Below are 19,367 nucleotides of genomic sequence, written 5' to 3' on the forward strand. Positions count from 1 at the left end.
TGAAATGGCCACCCAGAGTTGGGTGGCCATTTCTCGTTAACGCGTACGTGGGAGGACAGAGAAGATGACGGACGAAGAGCGCCCTGGACGGTCGGGCGGTAAGCGGAAGTTCACGCCTGCTTCCTCGCGATCGCGAGACGAGCGACCGCGGGATCGCGGGCGGTCGGAGCCCACCGATCGCGAGCGTCGCGCACCCGAGCGTCGTGACGGCGAGCGTCGTCCGTACGAGAAGCGGGACGGGGGCCGTCCGTCGTACCCCCGTCGTGATGGTGGCCGTCCTTCGTACCCGCAGCGCGATGGTGAGCGTCGTCCGTACGAGAAGCGTGATGGAGATCGTCCGTCGTATCCGAAGCGTGACGGTGAGCGTCGTCCGTACGAGAAGCGTGACGGCGATCGGCCGTCGTACCCGCGCCGTGAAGGTGACCGGCCCTCGTACCCGAAGCGCGATGGTGAGCGTCGTCCGTTCGAGAAGCGTGACGGCGATCGGCCGTCGTACCCGCGCCGTGAAGGTGACCGGCCTTCGTACCCGAAGCGCGATGGTGAGCGTCGTCCGTTCGAGAAGCGTGACGGCGATCGGCCGTCGTACCCGCGCCGTGAAGGTGACCGGCCTTCGTACCCGAAGCGTGATGGGGAGCGTCGTTCGTACGAGAAGCGCGACGGTGACCGGCCGCCGTATCCGCGCCGTGATGGTGACCGGCCTTCGTACCCGAAGCGCGACGGGGAGCGCCGTCCGTACGAGAAGCGTGACGGTGACCTGCCGTCGTACCCGCGCCGCGAAGGGGACCGTCCCTCGTACCCGAAGCGCGACGGCGCGCGGCCCTCGTACCCGCGCCGCGACGGAGACCGACCCTCGTACCCGCGCCGTGACGGCGACCGTCGCCCCTTCGAGGGGCGTGACGGCGACCGTCGCGCCTCGCGCCCGCCGCAGGGTTCGGACCGCCGGAACGTCCCCGCCGGACCGGTCGTCCCCGAGCACGTGACGGCCCGCGACCTCAACGGTGCCGCGCGCAACGAGCTGAAGACCTTGAGCAAGGACAACGCCGAACAGGTCGCCCGGCACCTCGCGATGGCCGCGCGTCTGATCGACGAGGATCCTGCGCTCGCACACGAGCACGCCCTCGCGGCATCCCGAAGCGCCGGCCGCATCGCCGTCGTCCGCGAGACCGTCGCGATCACGGCCTACGCCGTGGGCGACTTCGCCCTCGCGCTCCGCGAGCTGCGGACGTTCCGACGGATCTCGGGTCGCGACGACCAGATCGCCCTCATGGTCGACAGCGAGCGTGGCGTCGGTCGGCCGGACCGCGCGCTCGAAGTGGGACGCGCGGTCGATCGCGCAAGCCTGCCGACCGAGGTCCGCGTCGAGCTCGCGATCGCAATGTCCGGAGCGCGCCTCGACCTCGGTGAACCCGAGCGGGCGCTGCAGGAGTTGGACATCCCCGAACTCGACCCCGACACCGCCTACCCGTGGAGCCCGGGCCTCTTCGCCGCACGCGCAGCCGTGCTCGAGGAGCTCGGTCGTGACGACGAAGCTGCCCAGTGGCAGCAGCGGGCCGACGTCGCCGCCGCGGCTCTCGGCGAGATCGACGCCGACTCCGAGACCATCGAGATCGACGAGATCGACGAGATCGAGACCGATGGGCCGGCCGAAATCGACGAGACCGAGACCGATGAGCCGGCCGGCGATGTGGCATCCGGTCAGGAGGACGGCCCGGGGGAGCGCGCCTGATGGGGCTGTTCTCGCGCTCTCGTCCGACGCCGCTCAACGGCGTCGACCTGATCCTCGCCGACCTCGACGGCGTCGTCTACGCCGGTGACGGTGCGATTCCGCACGCCGTCGAGAGTCTGACGCGGGCCCGGGCGGACCGTCCCCTCGGCTACATCACCAACAACGCGTCGCGACGCGACAGCGTCGTCGCCGGGCACCTCACCGGGCTCGGTCTCGAGACGCAGCCCCACGAGGTCGTGACGAGCCCCCAAGCGGCTGTCCGGCTGCTGCGCGACCGCGTGCCGGAGGGCGCGACTGTTCTCGTGGTCGGCGGCGACGGTCTCGTGTACGAACTCGAGAAGGCCGGGTTCACCGTCACCCGCAGCGCCGACGACCGGCCCGCGGCCGTCGTGCAGGGATTCGCCCCGGAGGTCGGCTGGGCTCAGCTCGCCGAAGCGGCCTACGCGCTCGCCCTCCCCGAGGACCAGGGCGGGATCCCGTGGATCGCGACCAACACGGACTGGACCATCCCGCAGGCCCGAGGTATCGCCCCGGGCAACGGAACCCTGGTCTCGGCCGTCCACACCGCCGTCGGTCGGCTCGCGACGGTCGCCGGCAAGCCCGAACGGCCGATCTTCGACGAGGCCGTCGCGCGATTCGGGGCGCGGCATCCGCTCTTCATCGGGGACCGGCTCGACACCGACATCGCCGGCGCGCAGGCGGCGGGGATCGACTCCGTGCTGGTCCTGACCGGCATCGATCGGCCGAAGCACGTGCTCGCCGCACCGACCGTGTCGCGACCGACGTTCATCGTGGGGGACCTCCGGGAGCTGCACGAGCCGTACCCCGAGACGATCGTCAAGGGCGACGTCACGACGGTCGGCGGCGCGTCGGTCCGCATCGACGGCCCGGACATCCACATCCTGTCCGCGGGGGATCGTCCGATCGATCTCGTCCGTGCCGGTGCCGCGGCGATCTGGAACACCGGCCGCGCGATCTACGGCTTCCGGGTGCCCGAACAGCTCTACGCCGACCCGTTCCACCGCCGCTGAGCGCGCCCGCCCGCGGCAGCCGTCGCGCCGCGTAGGGTGGGACGCATGTCGATGGATGCCGCTGACGGTCCGGTCCGCCGCGAAGACCTGCTCTCGACGCTCGAGGTCATCGAGGATCAGCCCCTCGCCGAACGGGCCGCCGCCTACGCGCTCCTGCACGACGAGTTGGCCAAGCGCCTCGAGTCGGGCCCGCGCGACACCCACGCATGACGACCCGTCTCGACGCGGCCGTCGCCGCCCGCGGACTCGCACGCTCGCGCACGCACGCGGCGCAGCTCATCGACGCCGGACTCGTGAGCGTCGACGGTCAGCCGGTCGTGAAGTCGTCGGTGAAGGTCGGTGACGATCAGCTGATCGAGGTCGCGGCATCCGATCACTACGTCAGTCGCGCCGCGCACAAGCTGATCGCGGCGCTCGACGCGTTCGCGGTCGACCCGCGGGGCCGCGTCGCGCTCGACATGGGAGCGTCGACGGGCGGATTCACGCAGGTGCTCGTCGAGCGGGGCGCCGTCCGCGTGCTGGCCGTCGACGTCGGGCACGGACAGCTCGCCGCCGACATCGCCGCCCTTCCCGAGGTCGTCGCGGTCGAGGGGTTCAACGTCCGGCACATGACCGCCGCGTCGCTTGCCGAGGCGGCCGGCGCCGCCGACGTCCCCTCGCTCGTCACGGGCGACCTCTCGTTCATCTCCCTCACTCACGTCCTGCCGGCTGCGGCGGCGGTCTGCGCGGCGGACGCCGATCTCGTCCTGCTCGTGAAGCCCCAGTTCGAGGTCGGCCGCACGGGCGTGCGGGAAGGACTGGTGACGGATGCCGGGCGCCGAGCAGATGCCGTCGCGACCGTCCTCTGGTCGGCGTGGGACGCCGGCCTCGGCACGCACGGCGTCATCGCGTCGCCGATCGCGGGCACCCACGGCAATCGGGAGTTCCTCATCCACCTGCGTCCCGGGACGACCGACGACGCGAATCCGACACAATGGTTGGACACCGTGAACCGACTGGCGGGAGCCGCATGACCGACGCGACGCGCAACATCCTCGTGGTGGCGCACGCGCTGCGGGAGAACACCGTCGAGGGGGCGCGGCGCGTCGTCGCCGCCGTGCACGAGGCCGGTCTGCAGCCTGTCCTCCCCGGCGACGATCCGGAACTCGCGGTGGTCCTCGGCGACCTCGACACGGCGATCCTCGGCGAGGGCGGCGTCGACGTCACCGACATCGAGGTCGCGATCGTCCTGGGCGGCGACGGCACGATCCTGCGCGCGGCCGAGCTGGTGCGCGCGGCATCCGTCCCGATCCTGGGCGTCAACATGGGGCACGTCGGCTTCCTCGCCGAACTCGAGGCGGACGACATCGACGAGGCGATCGGTCGTGCGCTCGCGCGCGATTACGAGATCCACGAGCGGATGACGCTGTCGGTCGAGGTGCGCGACGCGCAGGACGCCGTCGTGTACCGGACCTGGGCGCTCAACGAGGCGACGGTGGAGAAGGCATCCCGGGAGCGGATGCTCGAGGTGATGATCGAGATCGACGGTCGTCCGCTGTCGTCGTTCGGCTGCGACGGCGTCGTCGTCGCGACTCCGACGGGCTCGACGGCGTACAACTTCTCGGCCGGCGGACCCGTCGTCTGGCCGTCGGTGCAGGCGCTGTGCCTCGTGCCGCTGTCGGCGCACGCGCTGTTCGCGCGGCCGGTCGTGCTGGGACCCGAGACCTCCGTGTCGATCGACGTCCTCGAGCGCAACCAGGGCCGCGCCGTGCTGTGGAGCGACGGCCGCCGCTCGCACGACCTGCCGCCGGGAGCGCGGGTCGTGGTGCGACGGTCCACGCGACCCGTGCGCCTCGCGCGACTGCATCCGTCGGTCTTCACCGATCGGCTCGTCCGCAAGTTCCAGCTGCCCGTCGCGGGCTGGCGGGGTGCCACGGAGGCGACGCCGTGATCGAGCAGATCCGCCTCCGCGACCTCGGGGTCATCGCGGGGGCGACCCTGCCGATCGGTCCCGGCTTCACCGCGATCACCGGTGAGACGGGCGCCGGCAAAACGATGGTCGTCACGGGTCTCGGCCTGCTGCTCGGCCAGCGGGCCGATTCCGGCGCGGTCCGCGCCGGTGCCGAGCAAGCCGCGGTCGACGGCGTGTGGATCGTGCCCGAGGACGGGCCCGTCGTCGAACGGGTGCGGGATGCCGGGGGCGACATCGAACCCCTCGGGGACGGCCGCGCCGAGCTCTACCTCGGACGCACGCTCTCGAGCGAGGGCCGCAGCCGCGCGACCGTCGGCGGCCGCACCGCTCCGGCCGGCGTGCTCGCCGACCTCGCAGACCAGCTCGTCGTCGTCCACGGTCAGTCCGATCAGCTGCGGCTCACGTCGGCCGCGGCGCAGCGCGAGGCGCTCGACCGGTTCGGCGGCGCTCCGGTCGCCGAGGCGCAGGGGCGCTACCGCGCGGTGTGGGATGCCTGGCGCACCGCCGCCGCTGACCTCGAGACCCTCACGACCGAACAGGACGCCCGCGTCCACGAGGCGGAGGAGTTGCGCGCGGCGATCGCGGACATCGAGGCGGTCGACCCCCAGCCCGGTGAGGACACGGAGCTCGCGCAGCGCGCCGAGCGCCTCGCCAACGCCGAGGAGCTGCGGCTGGCGGCGGCGACGGCGCACGCCGCGCTGTCGAACGAAGACGATCTGCCCGACGTGCAGGGGCTGCTCGCCGAGGCGCGTCGCGCGCTCGAGCGCGCGGCCGGGTCCGACGAGGCGCTGCGCGCTCACGCCGCCGTCATCGAGGAGCTCGGCTACCGCGTCGCCGACGTCGCGGGTGAGCTGAGCGGCTACCTCGCCGACCTCGACGAGGGCGGCCCCCACGAACTCGCGGCCGTCGAGGAGCGCCGGGCGGCCATGAACGGGCTCGTCCGCGTGCACGGCTCGCTCGAGGCTGCTCTCGAACTGCTCGCCTCCGGCTCTGCGCGCCTGGCCGAGCTCGACGACGACGGCGACCGCATCGACCGGCTGACGGCCGAACGGGACCGGCTGCGCGATGAGCTCGACGCGCGCGCGACGGAGCTGACCGACGCGCGGCGAGCGGCGGCATCCCGTCTGGGGGAGGCGGTCACCGACGAGCTCCGTCACCTCGCCCTGCCCGACGCCACCGTGACCGTCGCCGTCGAGCCCGGCCCCGAGGCCGCGCACGGTCGCGACGTCGTCACGATCCAGCTCGCGCCGCATCCGGGCGCGTCGCCCCGCCCCGTCGCGCGCGGCGCGTCGGGCGGCGAACTCAGCCGGGTCATGCTGGCCATCGAGGTCGTCATCGCCGCGACCGACCCCGTTCCGACGTTCGTCTTCGACGAGGTGGATGCCGGCATCGGCGGCGCTGCGGCGATCGAGGTCGGCCGGCGGCTCGCGAAGCTCGCGGAGACGAGCCAGGTGATCGCCGTCACCCACCTCGCCCAGGTCGCCGCGTTCGCCGGCAACCACCTCTCGGTCGTCAAGGCCAACGACGGGTCGGTGACCGCGTCGAGCGTGCGGCGGCTCGAGGGCGAGGAACGGGCGGCCGAGATGGCGCGGCTGCTCTCGGGCATGGCCGACTCGGAGGTCGCGCTCGACCACGCGCGCGAACTCCTCGCGCTCGGCCGCGCCCGCTGAGCGACACCCGCTCGCACTCCGGGCGGGGCACCCGACGGGGCTGATAGAGTGAAAGCCCGTGACGGACTCTTCGGGCGCGGGACGCAAAAACAACGACATCACCAAGCACATCTTCGTGACGGGTGGTGTCGTTTCGTCTCTCGGCAAGGGCCTGACCGCCGCCAGCCTCGGCAATCTGCTCACCGCTCGCGGCCTGCGCGTCGTCATGCAGAAGCTCGACCCGTACCTGAACGTCGACCCGGGGACGATGAACCCGTTCCAGCACGGTGAGGTCTTCGTCACCGACGACGGCGCCGAAACCGACCTCGACATCGGCCACTACGAGCGCTTCCTCGACATCGAGCTGAGCCAGGCGGCCAACGTCACGACCGGTCAGATCTACTCCGAGGTCATCGCCAAGGAGCGCCGCGGCGAGTACCTCGGCGACACCGTCCAGGTCATCCCGCACATCTCCGACGAGATCAAGCGCCGGATGCGGCTGCAGGCGAGCGAAGAGCCCCGCCCCGACGTCATCATCACCGAGGTCGGCGGCACCGTCGGTGACATCGAGTCGCAGCCGTTCATCGAGTCGGCGCGGCAGATCCGCCACGAGCTCGGCCGCGACAACGTCTTCTTCGTGCACGTCTCGCTCGTGCCCTTCATGGGCGCCTCGGGGGAGCAGAAGACCAAGCCCACGCAGCACTCGGTCGCGATGCTGCGCTCCATCGGCATCCAGCCCGATGCGCTAGTCCTGCGCAGCGACCGCCCGGTGACGGAGTCCAACAAGCGCAAGATCGCGCTCATGTGCGACGTCGACGAGGACGCGGTCATCAACACCGTCGACCTGCCGAGCATCTACGACATCCCCTCGACGCTGAGCGATCAGGGCCTCGACGCCTACATCGTCCGTCGCCTCGGCCTCGGCGCGAAGGCGGGCGACATCGACTGGACCCGCTGGAACAAGGTCCTGAACGCCGTCCACAACCCGAAGCACGAGGTCACCGTCGGGCTCGTCGGCAAGTACATCGATCTGCCGGACGCCTACCTCTCGGTCACCGAGGCGCTCAAGGCCGGCGGCTTCGCGCAGGAGACGAAGGTCCAGATCGTGTGGATCCCGTCCGACCTGTGCGAGACGCCCGAAGGCGCCGCGAAGGCCCTGTCGGCCGTCGACGGCATCGTGATCCCCGGCGGCTTCGGCATCCGCGGCATCGAGGGCAAGCTGGGCGCCCTGAAGTTCGCCCGCGAGCAGGGCCTGCCGACGCTCGGCATCTGCCTCGGCCTGCAGTGCATGGTGATCGAGTACGCCCGCCACGTCGCCGGCATCGAGGGCGCCTCGTCGAGCGAGTTCGACCCCGAGACCCCGCACCCGGTCATCGCAACGATGGCCGAGCAGGTCGACATCCTCGACCGCGGCGACATGGGCGGCACCATGCGCCTCGGCCTGTACGAGGCCACGCTGGCCGAAGGATCGCTCGCGGCCGAGCTGTACGGCTCGAACCGCGCCACTGAGCGTCACCGCCACCGCTACGAGGTCAACAACGCCTATCGCCGGCAGATCGCGGATGCGGGCCTGTGGTTCTCGGGCCTCAACCCCGACCTCGACCTCGTCGAGTACGTCGAGCTGCCGCGGGACGTGCACCCGTACTACATCGCGACCCAGGCGCACCCCGAGCTCCGCTCGCGTCCGACCGAGGCCAACCCGCTGTTCCGCGGCCTCATCGCCGCGGCTCTCGAGCGGCACCGCGCGAGCGAGCTGTTCGACGTCGAGAACGAGGACTGACCCGTGACGGATGCCGCCGCCTTGCAGGACGACGCCGTCGCCGTCACGGTGACCCGCAGCGACACGGTCTATGAGGGCCGCGTCTGGAACCTGCGCCGCGACGAGTTCACCTACGGCGACGGGACGATCGTGCGGGAGTATGTCGACCACACCGGCGCGGTCGCCGTGCTGGCTCTCGACGAGGAGGGCCGTGTGCTGCTGATCCGGCAGTACCGGCATCCCGTCGGCTTCCGCGACTGGGAGATCCCGGCGGGCCTCCTCGACGTGCCGGGGGAGGACCCCCTCGAAGCGGCCAAGCGCGAGCTCGCCGAGGAGGCCGATCTCACCGCTCAGCAGTGGAACGTGCTGTCCGACTTCTTCACGAGCCCCGGCGGGAGCGACGAGGCGATCCGCATCTACCTCGCCCGCGGTCTCGCGGACGCTCCCGAGGCGTTCGCCCGCACGGAGGAGGAAGCCGACATCGAGGTGCGGTGGGTGCCCCTTGACGAGGTCGTGGACGCGGTCCTCGCGCGCCGGCTGCAGAACCCGTCGCTCGTCGTCGCCGCCCTCGCCGCCGCTGCCGGCCGCGCGCGCGACTGGACGACGCTCGGTGCGCCGGATGCCCCCTGGCCCGGACGCTCGCGCCCCGTGGGCGCGGATCGACCGCAGGCCTGAGACCCCGTGAGGCTCGCGCGCGCCGTCGACGCGTTCCTCCGGCACATCACGATCGAGCGGGGGCTGTCCGCACACACGGTGGCCGCCTACCGGCGTGACCTCGCGGGTTACCTCGACTGGCTCGGGAGTCATGACGTCGTCGACACCGACGGCGTGACGACCGAGCTCGTCACGAGGTTCGCGGCCGAGCGGGCGGCATCCGATCCGCCCCCGGCCTCCACCTCGCTCGCCCGTCTGCAGTCCGCCGTCCGCAGCTTCCATCGTTTCCTCGCCCGCGAGGGGATCGCGACGGAGGATCCGACGAGCCGGCTGCGCCCCCCGAAGGCGCCGATGCGCCTGCCGAAGGCGCTGCCGGTCGACGACGTGATCCGGCTGTTGGATGCCGCCGGCCCCGCGCCCGAGGACGCCGCACCGGGCGAGCTCATCGGGCTCCGCGACCGGGCGCTGCTCGAACTCCTGTATGCGACCGGCGCACGGGTGTCGGAGATCGTCGATCTCGACGTCGACGACCTCCGGCACGGTGACGTGCTGCGGGTGCGCGGCAAGGGGTCGAAGGAACGGGTCGTGCCGGTCGGCTCCTACGCGCGGGCCTCGGTCGACGCGTACCTGACCCGGGCTCGACCCGAGCTCTCCCGACGCGGCCGGGCGACGCCGCGGGCGTTCCTGGGCGCGCGCGGCGCGCCCCTGTCGCGGCAGAGCGCGTGGCTCGTGATCCAGCAGGCGGCGGAACGCGCGAACATCACGGCCCACGTCTCACCGCACACGCTGCGCCACTCGTTCGCGACCCACCTGCTGCAGGGCGGGGCTGACGTCCGCGTCGTGCAGGAGCTGCTCGGTCACGCCTCCGTCGCGACGACGCAGATCTACACCCACGTCACGGTGGACGCGCTGCGCGACGTGTACCTCACGTCGCATCCGCGCGCCCGCTGAACCCGGGGCGGGCACTGCGGGGGAGTCGCTCCCTCGTCGGGGCCGCGGCGGTGACTAGACTCGGGTGAGCACGGCGAAGGCAGGAGATCAGTGGCGAGCAAGCGGAGCACGGCGGAGGCCACCGGCGCATCGACGGCGGCGGGTTCGGCGACCGACACCCCGATGGGGCCGACGGGACGTCCGTACCACGGCTTCCCGACCCCTCCGAAGCTCGACGGCCACGGGCCCGCGCGCATCATCTCGCTGTGCAACCAGAAGGGCGGCGTCGGCAAGACGACGACCACCATCAACCTGGCGGCCGGTCTCGCGTCGTACGGTCGCCGCGTGCTGGCGGTCGACTTCGACCCGCAGGGCGCGCTGTCGGCCGGGCTCGGCGTGCAGACGCACGAGACCGCGACGATCTACGACCTGCTGCTCGACCCGAAGCGCGACCCGAACGAGGTCATCGTCTCGACGTCCGTCGACGGCCTCGACATCCTCCCCGCCAACATCGACCTGTCGGCCGCCGAAGTGCACCTCGTCAACGAGGTCGCCCGCGAGACGATCCTCGCCCGCGTCCTGCGCAAGGTCGCGGGGGATTACGACGTCATCCTCATCGACTGCCAGCCTTCGCTCGGGCTGCTGACGGTCAACGCCCTGACCGCGAGCCACGGCGTCCTCATCCCGCTCGAGTGCGAGTTCTTCGCGCTCCGCGGCGTCGCACTGCTCATCGAGACCATCGACAAGGTGCGTGACCGGCTGAACCCCGCCATCCAGCTCGACGGCGTGCTCGCCACGATGTACGACCCTCGCACGCTGCACTCGCGCGAGGTCCTCGAGCGGGTCGTCGATGCGTTCGGCGACGACGTGCTCGAGACGGTGATCGGCCGCACAGTGAAGTTCCCCGACGCCTCGGTCGCCGGTGTGCCGATCACGAAGTTCGCTCCCGAGCACTCCGCCGCCCAGGCGTACCTGCGCCTCGCGCGGGAGCTGGTCGCCCGTGGCGCCGTCGCCTGAGGACGTCCCGGACGCCGACGCCGCGCCTTCCGAGGCGGACACGACCGAGACCGGCGGCGACCGGTTCCGCGTCTCCCTCGGCAACTTCGACGGTCCCTTCGACCTGCTGCTGACCCTGATCTCGAAGCACGAGCTCGACATCACCGAGGTCTCGCTCAGCAAAGTGACCGACGAGTTCATCTCCTACCTGAAGGGCCTCGACGACGACGCCGAGCTCGACCAGGCATCCGAGTTCCTCGTCGTCGCGGCGACGCTGCTCGACATGAAGGTTGCGGGGCTGCTGCCGCAGGGCGAACTGGTGGATGCCGAATCGGTCGCTCTCCTCGAGGCGCGCGACCTGCTGTTCGCGCGTCTGCTGCAGTACCGCGCATTCAAGGAGGTGTCGGCGTGGTTCGCGCGCTGCCTCGAGCGCGAGGGCAAACGTCACACGCGTGCCGTGCGCCTCGACGAGAAGCACCGCCGGGCGGTTCCCGAACTCGTCTGGACGCTCTCGCCCGAGGACTTCGCCGCCATCGCCATGCTCGCCTTCGCGCCGAAGGAGATCCCGCACGTCGGCCTCGACCACCTGCACGCGCCACTCGTGTCGATCCGCGAGCAGGCCGCCGTCGTGGTGACGCTTCTGCGCGACGCGGGCCAGCTCAACTTCCGCGACCTCGTCGCCGGGGTGACGCAGACCGGTGTCGTCGTCGCGCGCTTCATCGCCGTCCTCGAGCTCTACCGCCACGCCGCGCTCTCGTTCGAGCAGCTCGAGCCGCTGGGGGAGCTGACCCTGCGCTGGACCGCCGAGCGGTGGTCCGAAGAGAACCTCGCCACCCTGGGAGCCGACTATGACCGATGACACCGCCGGCGTCGACGCCGCCGAGGCCGAGGCGCCGCCCCGTTCGCAGGAGCCCGCCGACATCGCGCGGCGTCTCGAGGCGATCCTCATGATCATCGACGAGCCGCAGAGCCTCGTCTCGCTTGCGGCGGCCGTCGGTGCGCCCGTCGCCGCGGTCCGCCGAGCGATCGAGGAGCTCGTCGCCGACTACGACGGCGGACGGTCGGGGCCGCGCCGCGGCTTCGAGCTGCGCGAGGTCGGCGGGGGCTGGCGCTTCTACGTCCGCGAGGAGCACGACGACCTGGTCGCCGAGTTCGTCAACGGTCAGGCGCCGTCGCGGCTGTCGCAGGCCGCGCTCGAGACCCTCGCCGTCATCGCCTACAAGCAGCCCGTGTCGCGCAGCCAGGTCGCCTCGATCCGCGCGGTGAACGTCGACTCCGTCGTCCGGACGCTCCTCGCGCGCGGCCTCATCACCGAGGCGTTCACCGACCCCGAGACGGGCGCCATCAACTACCGCACCACCGACGCGCTGCTCGGACACCTGGGGATCAACTCCCTCGACGAGCTGCCCCCCATCTCCCCGCTGCTGGACGACGGCTCCGCGGGATTCGAAGGAGAGACCATCCGATGAACGACCAGTCCGACGAGAACCGGGTCCGGCTGCAGAAGGTGCTCGCTGGCGCGGGCGTCGCCTCGCGGCGCGTCTGCGAGCAGTACATCGTCGAGGGCCGGGTGCGGGTCAACGGCGTCGTCGTGACCGAACTGGGCTCGCGCATCGACCCCGCGCACGACCTGGTCGACGTCGACGGGACCGCGGTACAGCTCGACACGAGCAAGCGCTACGTCATCCTCAACAAGCCGACCGGTGTCGTCTCCTCCATGAAGGACGACCAGGGTCGCCCCGACCTCCGGCGCTTCACGAAGGACTGGCCCGAGCGCCTCTACAACGTGGGGCGGTTGGATGCCGAGACGAGCGGCCTGCTCGTCCTCACCAACGACGGCGAGCTCGCCCACGTCCTCGCGCACCCCTCCTTCGGCGTCACGAAGGTCTACATCGCGAAGGTCACCGGCCGCGTGCTGCCGCAGACGATCGCGCAGCTGACGAAGGGGATCGATCTGGAGGACGGCCCGATCGCCGCCGACAAGGCCCGGCTGCTCGACGCGAGCGGCGACACGAGCCTCGTCGAGCTGACCCTGCACTCGGGGCGCAACCGCATCGTCCGCCGCATGATGGCCGCGGTCGGCCACCCGGTGCAGGAGCTCGTCCGCCGCCAGTTCGGTCCGTTGCACCTGGGCACGCTCCCAGCGGGACGGGCACGCGAGTTGACTACAGTGGAGCGTGGTGCGCTGTTGACTCTCGCGCGCCAGGCGGACACCCCGCCCGGGGATCCCACTCAGGAGCAGTTGTGACCGACGCCATCGACGCGCGCGCCCGCGCGGTCCGCACGAGCGGTCTCGTCCGCATCGTCGGTGCGGGCCTGCTGGGCTCGAGTATCGGGCACGCGCTGCGAGCCCTCGGCGTCGACGTCGTCCTCGCGGACGCCTCGCCCGCCCAGCTGCGCCTCGCCGTCGATTACGGCGCCGGCCGGCTGGCGCGCGACGACGACCGTCCGGATCTCGTCGTCGTGGCGGTGCCGCCCGATGTGACGGCCGACGTCATCGAGCGCGAGCTCGGCGCCTTCCCCGACGCGGTCGTCACCGATGTCGCGAGCGTCAAGCTCGAACCGCTGCTGACGCTCCGGGAGCGCGGTGTCGACCTCTCGCGCTACATCGGCTCCCACCCGATGGCCGGACGCGAACGGGGCGGCGCGATCGCCGCTCGCGCCGACATCTTCTTCGGTCGCCCGTGGGTCATCTGCCGCGACGAGGAGACCTCCGCGCGCGACCTTGCCGTCGTGGAGGGGCTCGCCCTCGACCTCGGTGCCAGCCTCATCGAGATGACCCCCGAGGAGCACGACCGCTCGGTCGCCCTCGTCTCGCACGTGCCGCAGCTCGTGGCATCCCTCCTCGCCGGCCGGTTCGTCGGGGCCGAGGACGCCTCGCTGCGCCTGGCCGGGCAGGGAGTGCGCGACACCACCCGTATCGCGGCATCCGCCCCCGAATTGTGGGTGCAGATCCTCGGCGCGAACGCCGACCCCGTCGTCGAGGTGCTCGACGCCCTCGCCGCCGACCTGGCCGGAGTCGCCCGTGCGCTCCGCGACCCCGATGCGCCCGGCGCGCGCCGCGCGGTCGCCGACACGATCCGTCGCGGCAACGAAGGCGTCGAGCGGCTCCCCGGCAAGCACGGTCAGAACCGCCGTTTCGAGACGGTCGTCGTCATGGTCGACGACACCCCCGGCCAGTTGGGGCGCCTGTTCGGCGACCTCGGCGAACTCGACGTCAACGTCGAGGACTTCCGTCTCGAGCACTCGCCCGGCGCCCAGTTCGGCCTCGGCGAGATCAGTGTCGTCCCGTCCGCCGTGACCGTCGCCACCGACGGACTCGCGGCGCGCGGGTGGAAGATTGCGAGCCTCAATGACTGACCCGATCACGATCGCCATCGACGGACCCGCCGGCAGCGGCAAGTCCAGCGTGTCGAAGGAAGCCGCGCGGCGGCTCGGCTACGGCTACCTCGACACGGGGGCGGCCTACCGCGCGCTCGCGTGGCATGTCCTCGAGCACGGCGCCGACACGTCGGACGCCGCGGCCGTCGTGGACGCCGCCGGCGACTTCGACTACGCGATCTCGCTCGACCCGGATGATTACTGGGTGCGCGTGGGGCAGGCCTCGGTGACCGAGGCGATCCGCGAACCGCGCGTCAGCTCCGCCGTCAGCGGTGTCGCGCGGGTGCCGGTCATCCGCGAGCAGGTCAACGTCCTGTTCCGGCGGCTCGTGGCCGAGTCCGGCCGCCCCGGCGTCATCGTCGAGGGCCGCGACATCACGACGGTCGTCGCCCCGGACGCCCCGGTGCGGATCCTGCTGACCGCCGCCCCCGAGGTGCGCGCCGCGCGGCGCAGCGCCGAACTGACCACAGAGGATGCCGCGGCTGTCGCCGCCGCGCTGCACAAGCGTGACGCATCCGACTCCCAGGTCGTCGACTTCCTCACCGCCGCCCCCGGCGTGACGGTCGTCGACTCGACCGACCTGGACTTCGCACAGACCGTCGACGCCGTCCTGGCCGTCGTGCGGTCGGGAACGGAAGGCTCACGATGAGCGCCGAAGACGAATACGAAGGCGGCCCCGACCAGATCGAGGAGAAGCTCGCGGGCCTCGACGAGGAACTCGCCGAGCAGCGAGCCGCAGCCCTGCGCGCGTCGCTGGCCGACTACGACCTCGACGAGGAGGACGACGACCTGCTCGCCGGTTTCACCGCCGGCGGCGAGGTCGTCGAGATGCTGCCGGCGCTGCCGGTGGTCGCGATCGTCGGGCGGCCGAACGTCGGCAAGTCGGCGCTCGTGAACCGCATCCTCGGCCGCCGCGAGGCCGTCGTCGAGGACACGCCGGGTGTCACCCGCGACCGCGTCAGCTACAAGGCCGAGTGGATGGACCGCCGGTTCACCCTCGTCGACACCGGCGGGTGGGAGCCCGATGCGAAGGGCATCGATCGTTCCGTCGCCGCGCAGGCCGAGGTCGCGATCGAGCTGTGCGACGTCGTGATGTTCGTCGTCGACGCCATGGTGGGCGCGACCGCGACCGACGAGCAGGTCGTCCGGCTGCTCCGCAAGACCGACAAGCCGGTCTTCCTCGTGGCCAACAAGATCGACGACGCCCGCCAGGAGCCCGAGGCTGCAGCGCTCTGGAACCTCGGCCTCGGTGAGCCGCACCCCGTCTCGGCCATCCACGGCCGCGGCGTCGCGGACCTCCTCGACGAGGTCATGAAGGTGCTCCCCGAGATCTCGGCCGTTGCGAAGAACGAGCTCGGCGGACCGCGCCGGGTCGCGATCCTCGGCCGCCCGAACGTCGGCAAGTCCTCGCTGCTGAACAAAGCCTCGGGGGAGGAGCGCGTCGTCGTCAACGATCTCGCCGGCACCACCCGCGACCCCGTCGACGAGGTCGTGGAGCTCGGCGGCAAGCTGTGGCGCCTCGTCGACACCGCCGGCATCCGTCGTCGCGTGCACCTGCAGCAGGGCGCCGACTTCTACGCGTCGCTGCGCACGAGCGCGGCGCTCGAGAAGGCCGAGGTCGCCGTCGTCGTTCTCGACGTGACCGAGTCGATCAGCGTGCAGGACCTCAATATCATCGACCTGGTGCTCGAGTCCGGCCGCGCGCTCGTCCTCGCCTTCAACAAGTGGGACCGCCTGAACGACGACGACATGGACAACGCCGACCGTCGCCGGTACCTCGAGCGCGAGATCGAGCAGGACCTCGCACACGTCACGTGGGCGCCGCGCGTCAACCTGTCGGCGCGCACCGGCCGCCACCTCGACAAGCTGGTCCCGGCCCTCGAGACCGCGCTCGAGTCGTGGGATCAGCGCATCCCGACCGGCAAGTTCAACGCGTTCCTCGCCGAACTCATCGCCGAGCACCCGCACCCGCTGCGCGGCGGCAAGCAGCCCCGCATCCTGTTCGGGACGCAGGCCTCGACCCGTCCGCCGACATTCGTGCTGTTCACGACCGGGTTCCTCGACCCGGGCTACCGCCGGTTCATCCAGCGACGCCTGCGCGAGATCTTCGGTTTCGAGGGCACCCCGATCGTCACGAACATGCGGGTGCGCGAGCGTCGCCAGCGCTGAGCGCCGTCGCTTCACGGTCGCTTGGCGTCGCTTCGCGAGGAGATGACGCGTCCCGAGGAGGCATCCGTCCGGATCGGTCCTCGGAAACCGTCATCTCCTCGTCTGCGTGCGTCGGCCGGTGACGGATGCCGCGCCGCGCGGCGCGCTGCGTGAGAGGCTGGTCGGGTGACCATCCGCCCGCCCGATCCCGGTGAGCCGCGTCGCCCGCTCGGGCCGCGCGATCCCGGCGACGCGTGGGTGATCGCCGACAGTGGGGAGAAGTACTGGGGCCGATTCGGAGCGGCGGGACTGCTCGCACACGACCCGGAGCGCGGCATCCTGCTGCAGCACCGGGTGTCGTGGAGCCACTTCGGCGGGACGTGGGGGATTCCCGGGGGAGCACGCCACGAGGGTGAGAGCGCGACGGATGCCGCGATCCGCGAGTCGCAGGAAGAGGCCGGCGTGCCCGGCGACGCCCTGCGCCCCCTCTTCACGAGTGTCCTCGATCGTGGTGTCTGGTCGTACACGACCCTCGTCGCGGTGGTCGTGCGCCCGTTCGAGCCGGTCATCGCGGACCCCGAGAGCTACGCCCTGGAGTGGGTGGCGGTCGACCGCGTGGACGACATGCCGCTGCATCCGGGGTTCGCGGGATCCTGGCCCGAGCTGCGCGCCGCGCTGTCGACCCGGGTCGCGCTGATCGTCGATGCGGCGAACGTCGTCGGATCGACGCCCGACGGGTGGTGGCGCGACCGTGCCGGCGCCGCGGGGCGCCTCATCGCCGGCCTCGAGCGCGTCGCGGACGACGGTGTGGCCGCGGCCGAGATCGGGCTCGGCGGGGACCGGTGGTTCCCGCGCGTGGTCGCCGTCCTCGAGGGGGCGGCGCGATCCGCGCCCGACGGCCACGGCCGTGTCGAGGTGGTCCGGGCGCCGGGCTCCGGCGACGATCGGATCGTCGAGTGCACAGCGGAGGCCGTGTCACGCGGCGAGCGAGCGGTCGTGGTGACGAGCGATCGCGGTCTCGCGGAGCGGGTGACCGGCGTCGGCGGGACCGTGCACTCCGTCTCCTGGCTGCGCGGGCAGCTGCCGTCGTGAGACGGCTGATCGGGCTCGGCGTCGCCGTCGTCGCCGTCGTGTCGGGACTCGTCGTGCATCTGGCGGCGCCGGACGGCGCGGCATCCGACATCGCGGGCGACGCCCTCTACGTGGTCGCGATCTGGGGCGGGCTGGTGCTGCTCGTCCCGCGGTGGCCGTCCTGGGCGACCGCTGGTGTCGTGCTCGTCTGGAGCGTCGCCGTCGAACTCTTCCAGCTGACGGGACTGCCGCTCCGGTGGGCGGCGGAGTTCCCGCCGATCGTCCTCGCGCTCGGCACGTCCTTCGACCCGAGGGACCTGGCGGTCTACGCGGTGACCGCGATCGTCCTCGGCGGAGCGGATGCCGTCGCCCGCCGCACGCTCTCCCGTCGCCGCGCGGGGTCAGCGGCCGCGTAGCCGCTCGATGTCGCGACGCTCGCGCTTGGTGGGGCGGCCGGCGCCGCGGTCGCGGACGGCGATCTGGGCGACGGGTTCGCGCTCGGGGGTGCGGTCCTCGGCGGCGACGGCGGCGAGCGGAGCGCCGACGCGCTTGGTGATCGTCTGGCGCACGACGAGGATGCGGTCGAAGCCGGCGATCCGCACGCGCAGCTCATCGCCGGGACGCACCTGCTGTGCCGCTTTCGCCTTCTCGCCGTTGACGCGGACGTGTCCGGCGCGACAGGCGGTCGTCGCCGCGGAGCGGGTCTTGTAGACGCGGACGGCCCACAGCCAGGAGTCCACACGGACGGCATCCGCCATGTCATCCCCCTCCCGGTCGCGGGATCCATCGTAGGCGGGTCAGGATGCCGCGAGCCGCCGTTCGACGCGGCCGAACATGGCCTGGTCGTAGGCGACGATGCGTGCCTCGGCGACCTGCGACGGCGTGTCCTGCAGGGTCGAGACAGCGGCGTCGACGGCGTCGTCGAGGGGCCAGCCGTAGATCCCGGCACTGATGAGCGGGAAGGCGACGGTCGTCGCCCCGAGGTCGTCGGCGACCTCAAGCGCCCGTCGATAGCAGGACGTCAGGAGGGAGCGGTCGCGTTCGCCGGCGGTGTGGTTCGGGCCGACGACATGGATCACCCAGCGGGCGGGCAGGTCGCCGGCCGTCGTCCACCCGGCATCCCCCGTGGCGAGGCCGTGAGGGAAACGTGCGATGCAGTCGGCGAGAATACTGGGTCCGCCCGCACGGTGGATGGCACCGTCGACGCCGCCCCCGCCGCGCATCGCCCGGTTGGCGGCGTTGACGACGGCGTCGACATGCTGGCGCGTGATGTCGCCTCGGGCGAGGGTGACCCGCGTCACGTGAGGGCCTTCGCCACGATCGGCCGAGCGGCGCCGGGGCGAGCGGTCTCGGTGAAGCCCGCGCCGAGGAATGCGGAGAGCGTCCCGTGATAGAACGCGTTGCTCGAGAACCGCTTGATCTCCGTGTCGAGCGGGTAGCCCTCGACGACGCGGGCGCCATGTGCTCGAGCATGCTCGACGGCGGCGTCGAGCAGTTTCGACGCGATTCCCTTCGAGCGGTGCTCTGTGCGGACGACGAAGCAGGTGATCGCCCAGACCGATGGGTCGTTCATGGGCTCGCGGGACTGCTGGACGTTGCGTGTGCGCGCGAGTCGCGGCTGGTCAGGGCGAGGAGCGACCTTGACCCATCCGGCCGCCTCGCCGTCGACGTAGGCGATGAGGGCCGAGGGGACCGCGGCGGTGAGGTCCATCCGCAGTCGTTCGCGCCGCTCCGCGTGCGAGGTGGTGTCGAAGTCCTTAGGCGCGAGCATCCACCACTGGCACCAGCAATCCGCTCCGTCGCCGCCGCCCGTGAGGGCGTGCTCGGCGTCGGCGAAGCGATCGGCCCGCGCCGGTTCGATCGTGATGTGCGTCATCCGGGCAGAGTAGTCCCGTGCTCGGACACGCGGAACCCCGTGGCGGTTCGCGGCGGGGCTGCGGACCGGCTAGGATAGGGGAGTTGTCCGCGAGGGCAACGGACCGGGATGTGGCGCAGCTTGGTAGCGCACTTGACTGGGGGTCAAGGGGTCGCAGGTTCAAATCCTGTCATCCCGACCGGTGGGCTGTTGGCA

General features: G+C 71.8%; 22 protein-coding genes and 1 tRNA gene. 19 read left to right on the plus strand and 4 right to left on the minus strand.

The window, feature by feature from the left end; translation table 11 throughout:
- On the minus strand, positions 1–976 hold a 976-nt coding region (locus Q9S36_RS00005), incomplete at its 3' end, for a hypothetical protein (protein ID WP_311283477.1).
- On the opposite strand from Q9S36_RS00005, the gene Q9S36_RS00010 reads away from it, so the two are divergent.
- The 18 genes from Q9S36_RS00010 to Q9S36_RS00095 all read left to right on the plus strand — a co-directional run bounded on the left by Q9S36_RS00010 (position 977) and on the right by Q9S36_RS00095 (position 17,712).
- Positions 977–1,726 carry a hypothetical protein gene (locus Q9S36_RS00010; protein ID WP_311283478.1) on the plus strand — a complete coding sequence of 250 codons (750 nt, stop codon included), beginning with the start codon at positions 977–979 and terminating at the stop codon, positions 1,724–1,726.
- Positions 1,726–2,757, plus strand: a complete 1,032-nt coding sequence (locus Q9S36_RS00015; RefSeq protein WP_253034395.1) for an HAD-IIA family hydrolase — start codon at positions 1,726–1,728, stop codon at positions 2,755–2,757. Before Q9S36_RS00010 ends, Q9S36_RS00015 begins: the two co-directional genes overlap by 1 nt.
- A gap of 45 nt (positions 2,758–2,802) precedes the next feature.
- Positions 2,803–2,967 carry a hypothetical protein gene (locus Q9S36_RS00020; protein WP_157532573.1) on the plus strand — a complete coding sequence of 55 codons (165 nt, stop codon included), beginning with the start codon at positions 2,803–2,805 and terminating at the stop codon, positions 2,965–2,967.
- Entirely contained in the window at positions 2,964–3,770 is an 807-nt protein-coding gene (locus Q9S36_RS00025; RefSeq protein WP_311283479.1) for a TlyA family RNA methyltransferase, read from the plus strand. Before Q9S36_RS00020 ends, Q9S36_RS00025 begins: the two co-directional genes overlap by 4 nt.
- Positions 3,767–4,687 (plus strand): NAD kinase, encoded by a 921-nt coding sequence (locus Q9S36_RS00030; RefSeq protein WP_253034393.1) that lies wholly within the window; start codon positions 3,767–3,769, stop codon positions 4,685–4,687. Before Q9S36_RS00025 ends, Q9S36_RS00030 begins: the two co-directional genes overlap by 4 nt.
- Positions 4,684–6,378, plus strand: a complete 1,695-nt coding sequence (gene recN, locus Q9S36_RS00035) for a DNA repair protein RecN (protein WP_253034392.1) — start codon at positions 4,684–4,686, stop codon at positions 6,376–6,378. Before Q9S36_RS00030 ends, recN begins: the two co-directional genes overlap by 4 nt.
- Before the next feature lie 58 nt (positions 6,379–6,436).
- Positions 6,437–8,137 carry a CTP synthase gene (locus Q9S36_RS00040; protein ID WP_253034391.1) on the plus strand — a complete coding sequence of 567 codons (1,701 nt, stop codon included), beginning with the start codon at positions 6,437–6,439 and terminating at the stop codon, positions 8,135–8,137.
- A gap of 3 nt (positions 8,138–8,140) precedes the next feature.
- On the plus strand, positions 8,141–8,791 hold the full coding sequence (locus tag Q9S36_RS00045; protein WP_253034390.1) for an NUDIX hydrolase: 651 nt from the start codon (positions 8,141–8,143) through the stop codon (positions 8,789–8,791).
- A gap of 6 nt (positions 8,792–8,797) precedes the next feature.
- Positions 8,798–9,721 carry a site-specific tyrosine recombinase XerD gene (gene xerD / locus Q9S36_RS00050; RefSeq protein ID WP_253034389.1) on the plus strand — a complete coding sequence of 308 codons (924 nt, stop codon included), beginning with the start codon at positions 8,798–8,800 and terminating at the stop codon, positions 9,719–9,721.
- Between the two features lie 162 nt (positions 9,722–9,883).
- A complete protein-coding gene (locus tag Q9S36_RS00055) occupies positions 9,884–10,717 on the plus strand; it encodes a ParA family protein (protein WP_064002506.1) in 834 nt (277 codons plus the stop codon).
- On the plus strand, positions 10,701–11,555 hold the full coding sequence (locus tag Q9S36_RS00060; RefSeq protein ID WP_253034388.1) for a ScpA family protein: 855 nt from the start codon (positions 10,701–10,703) through the stop codon (positions 11,553–11,555). The genes Q9S36_RS00055 and Q9S36_RS00060 overlap by 17 nt, the downstream gene beginning before the upstream one ends.
- Entirely contained in the window at positions 11,545–12,165 is a 621-nt protein-coding gene (gene scpB, locus Q9S36_RS00065; protein WP_253034387.1) for an SMC-Scp complex subunit ScpB, read from the plus strand. The genes Q9S36_RS00060 and scpB overlap by 11 nt, the downstream gene beginning before the upstream one ends.
- Positions 12,162–12,944 carry a pseudouridine synthase gene (locus tag Q9S36_RS00070; RefSeq protein WP_217528247.1) on the plus strand — a complete coding sequence of 261 codons (783 nt, stop codon included), beginning with the start codon at positions 12,162–12,164 and terminating at the stop codon, positions 12,942–12,944. Before scpB ends, Q9S36_RS00070 begins: the two co-directional genes overlap by 4 nt.
- Positions 12,941–14,056, plus strand: a complete 1,116-nt coding sequence (locus Q9S36_RS00075) for a prephenate dehydrogenase (RefSeq protein WP_064002381.1) — start codon at positions 12,941–12,943, stop codon at positions 14,054–14,056. Before Q9S36_RS00070 ends, Q9S36_RS00075 begins: the two co-directional genes overlap by 4 nt.
- A complete protein-coding gene (gene cmk, locus Q9S36_RS00080; protein ID WP_253034386.1) occupies positions 14,049–14,726 on the plus strand; it encodes a (d)CMP kinase in 678 nt (225 codons plus the stop codon). The genes Q9S36_RS00075 and cmk overlap by 8 nt, the downstream gene beginning before the upstream one ends.
- Positions 14,723–16,246 (plus strand): ribosome biogenesis GTPase Der, encoded by a 1,524-nt coding sequence (der, locus tag Q9S36_RS00085; protein WP_311283480.1) that lies wholly within the window; start codon positions 14,723–14,725, stop codon positions 16,244–16,246. Before cmk ends, der begins: the two co-directional genes overlap by 4 nt.
- 165 nt (positions 16,247–16,411) lie before the next feature.
- Positions 16,412–17,317, plus strand: coding sequence for an NUDIX hydrolase (locus Q9S36_RS00090; RefSeq protein ID WP_311283481.1), 906 nt, complete (start codon positions 16,412–16,414; stop codon positions 17,315–17,317).
- Positions 17,314–17,712, plus strand: coding sequence for a DUF2809 domain-containing protein (locus Q9S36_RS00095; RefSeq protein WP_311283482.1), 399 nt, complete (start codon positions 17,314–17,316; stop codon positions 17,710–17,712). The genes Q9S36_RS00090 and Q9S36_RS00095 overlap by 4 nt, the downstream gene beginning before the upstream one ends.
- On the opposite strand, the gene Q9S36_RS00100 is transcribed toward Q9S36_RS00095, so the two are convergent.
- Genes Q9S36_RS00100 through Q9S36_RS00110 form a run of 3 tightly spaced genes read right to left on the minus strand, consistent with a single transcriptional unit; the run spans position 17,698 to position 19,172 of the window.
- Positions 17,698–18,054 carry an RNA-binding S4 domain-containing protein gene (locus tag Q9S36_RS00100; RefSeq protein ID WP_064002377.1) on the minus strand — a complete coding sequence of 119 codons (357 nt, stop codon included), beginning with the start codon at positions 18,052–18,054 and terminating at the stop codon, positions 17,698–17,700. The genes Q9S36_RS00095 and Q9S36_RS00100 overlap by 15 nt on opposite strands.
- Before the next feature lie 39 nt (positions 18,055–18,093).
- The gene (locus Q9S36_RS00105) at positions 18,094–18,597 is read right to left on the minus strand and encodes an O-acetyl-ADP-ribose deacetylase (RefSeq protein ID WP_311283483.1); all 504 of its coding nucleotides are present in this window, start codon (positions 18,595–18,597) and stop codon (positions 18,094–18,096) included.
- Positions 18,594–19,172 (minus strand): GNAT family N-acetyltransferase, encoded by a 579-nt coding sequence (locus Q9S36_RS00110; protein ID WP_311283484.1) that lies wholly within the window; start codon positions 19,170–19,172, stop codon positions 18,594–18,596. The genes Q9S36_RS00105 and Q9S36_RS00110 overlap by 4 nt, the downstream gene beginning before the upstream one ends.
- Positions 19,173–19,276: 104 nt before the next feature.
- On the opposite strand from Q9S36_RS00110, the gene Q9S36_RS00115 reads away from it, so the two are divergent.
- Positions 19,277–19,350 (plus strand) — tRNA-Pro (locus Q9S36_RS00115).
- The last annotated feature ends 17 nt before the right edge of the window (positions 19,351–19,367 follow it).

Source organism: Microbacterium sp. ARD31 (assembly GCF_031844425.1).